This window comes from Alkalicoccobacillus porphyridii (assembly GCF_007293315.1).
GTDB classification, from domain to species: Bacteria; Bacillota; Bacilli; order Bacillales; family Bacillaceae_D; genus Alkalicoccobacillus; species Alkalicoccobacillus porphyridii.
The window spans coordinates 1-261 of record NZ_VLXZ01000274.1; the positions used below are offsets into that span (position 1 = coordinate 1).

1 pseudogene is annotated in these 261 nt (G+C 57.5%); it reads left to right on the forward strand.

What is annotated here, in order from left to right:
- Window positions 1-261: pseudogene (gene yfeX, locus FN960_RS24305) on the forward strand (porphyrinogen peroxidase); the annotation flags it as partial.

A 261-nucleotide genomic window follows, 5' to 3' on the forward strand; every position in this document is an offset into this window, starting at 1 on the left:
TGCCGGCTGCAGCTATGTGTTTGTGCAGCGTTGGGAGCACAACCTGAAGCAGCTCAACCGGATGAGCGTTCACGATCAGGAGATGATGATCGGGCGCACCAAAGAGGCCAACGAAGAGATTGACGGCGACGAACGTCCGGAAACCTCTCACCTCACCCGCGTTGATCTGAAAGAAGATGGCAAAGGGCTGAAGATTGTTCGCCAGAGCCTGCCGTACGGCACCGCCAGTGGCACTCACGGTCTGTACTTCTGCGCCTACTG